This is a genomic window from Streptomyces sp. 8L (genome assembly GCF_020176795.1).
GTDB lineage: Bacteria > Actinomycetota > Actinomycetes > Streptomycetales > Streptomycetaceae > Streptomyces.
The window spans coordinates 1-2,949 of sequence record NZ_JAIUKE010000016.1 but is presented as its reverse complement, the minus strand read 5'-3'; the positions used below and the strand labels follow the sequence as shown (position 1 = coordinate 2,949).

Below are 2,949 nucleotides of genomic sequence, written 5' to 3'. Positions count from 1 at the left end.
CTGTCACGGACACGGTGCCACATCGCCCCTACCACGGCCGGGGGCGCCCCCCGCGGGGCCCCCCCCCGCCGGGCGGGGCCCCCCCCCCCCCACGGAGCCCCTGGTGGTCCTGGAGGGCGACAAGCCGGACGCCTGGTGGCTGCCCGGCGCCGCACCCCAGCTGGTGATCACGACGGCGGCGCTGCGCCGCCTCAAGGACCGCCAGCTCGACGCCGTCCTCGCGCACGAGGAGGGCCACGCGCGGGCGCGCCACGACTGGCTGCGGCACTGCTCCTGCGCGCTGGCGAACGGCTTTCCGCAGATCCCGGTGTTCGCCGCGTTCCGCGACGAGATCCACCGGCTGGTGGAACTGGCCGCGGACGACGCCGCCTCGCGCCGCTACGGGCATCGGGCGATCGCCCTCGCACTGGTCGAACTGAACGAGGAACGCGGTGTGTTCGGGCCCGCTCCGGCGGCGGACTCGGAACTGCCGCGGCGGGTGAACCGGCTGCTGTCGCCGGTGCCGAGGCTCGCGCCCGCCCGGCGCCTGCGGCTGACGGCCGTGGCGGCGCTGGTGCCCGCCGTGCCGCTGATCGTGGCGCTGGTGCCGGGGCTGCGCGCGCTGGGCTGACCGGGGGGCGCGCCGAGCGCGCGTGGCGTAGGCGGCGGGCGGTCGGCGAGGATCACGCGTATGCGCGTACCCCTGACGCCCTCCGCACGGACCGCCGTGGTGAGCGCGGCGGCCTTTCTGGTGCTGCTCGCCCTGGTCGCGGCCCGCTGGGGGCCGCTGCTCTCGTTCGACCGGGCCGCGGCGGTCGGTCTGCACCGGCAGGCCCTGGCCGATCCGGGACTCACGCGGGTCGTCAGGGTCTTCTCCGACTGGGTGTGGGCCCCCTGGACGATGCGCGCGCTCACGGTCGCGGCGGCGGTGACGGTGTTCCGGCTGCGCGCCGACCGGCGGTTCGCGGCCTGGCTGCTCGGGGTGGCGCTGGTGGAGTGGGGGCTCCAGCAAGCGGTGAAGTCCGCGGTGGGCCGGGACCGGCCGCGCTGGAGGCACCCGGTGGACTCGGCCCACTTCGCCGCGTTCCCCTCGGGGCACGCGATGGCCGCGACGGTCGCCTGCGGACTGCTCCTGTGGGTGCTGCGCCGCGAGGGCGCCGCGGGCGCCCGGTGGGGCGCCGCGCTTGCGGTGGCGGCGCTGTCGGCCGTCGGCGTGGGGTTCACCCGGCTGTGGCTCGGCGTGCACTGGGTGTCCGATGTCCTGGCGGGCTGGCTGCTCGGAGGATGCCTCGTCGCGTTGTCCGTCGCCTGTTACGAGCGTTTGGCCTTGTCCCGGGGCCGGTGAGCCCGCAAGGATCGGTCCCATGACGTTCAAGGCAGTCCTCTTCGACTTCTCAGGGACCCTGTTCCGTATCGAATCCGCCAAGTCGTGGCTGAGCGCGGCGCTCGCCCAGGCCGGTGTCGACATGCCACCGTTCGAGATGCGCAGGAGCGCGTTGCGGCTGGCCGTGGCGGGCGCGCTGCCCGGCGGGCCGCCCCCGGAGCGGGTGCCGGCCCATCTCGCGGACGCGTGGGCGGCGCGGGACGAGAGCGCCGAGCTGCACCGGGCCGCCTACACCGGGGTCGCCCGCCAGGTGGAGCTGCCGGACCCGGCCCTGTACGACGCGCTCTACGACCGGCACATGGCGCCCGCCGCGTGGCGGCCGTACGCCGACACGGCGGAGGTGCTCGGCGGGCTGCGGCGGGCGGGCATCGCGGTCGGCGTGGTCAGCAACATCGGCTGGGACCTGCGGCCGGTGTTCCGGGCGCACGGGGTGGACGAGCTGATCGACGCGTACGTCCTGTCGTTCGAGCACGGCGTCCAGAAGCCGGACGCCCGGCTGTTCCAGACGGCCTGCGACGAGCTCGGACAGGACCCGCACGACGTGCTGATGGTGGGCGACAGCCGGGAAGCGGACGGCGGGGCGGCGGCGCTCGGCTGCGAGGTGTTCTTCGTGGACCACCTGCCGGTGGAGGAGCGGCCGGCCGGACTGCGGCCCGTGCTGGGACTCGCGGGTATCGGAGCCCTGCCGTAGCCCCGGCTCGCCTCCGGTCCACCCGGTGGCGACCGTGCCGGACCGTTTCCGCGATGAGGCGATGACGCGATCACGGGGTGACGCTCTGACGGGGTGACGCGCCGACCGGGCGCCGGGCCGGCGGTGCTGCGCATGCGTCTGCCTTGGACGATCCCCCGCGTCGCCCAAGGCAGACGAGCCCCGCCGTAAGCCCGCGCGGGGCTACGGCAAGACGCACTGAGTATACTGGCTCAGAGCCAGTCAACGCAGGAGTAAAGCATGTCTCCCCGAAGCCCCGAGGTCAACGAGGAACTGCGCCGACGCTCGCGCGTGCGGCTCCTCGACGCCACCGTCGAGCTGGTCTCGGAGGCCGGGTACGAGGCGACGACGCTCGCGGACATCGCCGACCGGGCGGGGTCCGCCCGCGGTCTGATCTCGTACTACTTCCCGGGGAAGCGGCAGCTGCTCCAGTCGGCCGTGCACAGGTTGATGCACCGTACCCTCCAGGCGGGCCTGGAACGGGAACCGCGCACGGACGACGGCCGCGAGCTGATGGCCCGGGCGATCGACGCCATCCTCGGACTCACGGTGTCGCGGCCGACGCTGATGCGCACGCACATGGCGGGGATTCTGCAGGCCGAGGGGTTCGTACGGTGCTCCGAGCAGCAGCGCCTGGCGTTCCTGCTGCGCGAGACCGTGGTCCGCTACGGCTCGCCCGATCCGGACGCGGACTACCCGCTGCTGCGGGCGCAGTTGATGGGCGCGGTGTTCGCGATCCTGATCCCCGGCGCGCCCATGCCGCTGGTCCGCCTGCGGCGGGACCTGTTCGAGCGCTACGGGCTGGAGTGGCGGCGCGGGGGGGGGGGGGGCCGGGGGCGCCCCCCCCCGGGGGCCCCCCGGGGGGGCCCGCGGGGGG

Annotated in this window: 4 protein-coding genes; all 4 read left to right on the top strand. The window is 75.2% G+C overall.

Annotated elements, in window-relative coordinates; genetic code table 11:
• On the top strand, positions 1-610 hold a 610-nt coding region (locus LCE31_RS02380; RefSeq protein WP_374118381.1), incomplete at its 5' end, for a M56 family metallopeptidase.
• Positions 611-670: 60 nt separating this feature from the next.
• Positions 671-1,324 carry a phosphatase PAP2 family protein gene (locus LCE31_RS02375; protein ID WP_225012247.1) on the top strand — a complete coding sequence of 218 codons (654 nt, stop codon included), beginning with the start codon at positions 671-673 and terminating at the stop codon, positions 1,322-1,324.
• A 19-nt stretch (positions 1,325-1,343) separates the two neighbouring features.
• Entirely contained in the window at positions 1,344-2,054 is a 711-nt protein-coding gene (locus LCE31_RS02370) for an HAD family hydrolase (protein ID WP_225012246.1), read from the top strand.
• Between the two features lie 258 nt (positions 2,055-2,312).
• Positions 2,313-2,949 (top strand): TetR/AcrR family transcriptional regulator (locus tag LCE31_RS02365; protein WP_225012245.1); only part of this gene is annotated, 637 nt, incomplete at its 3' end.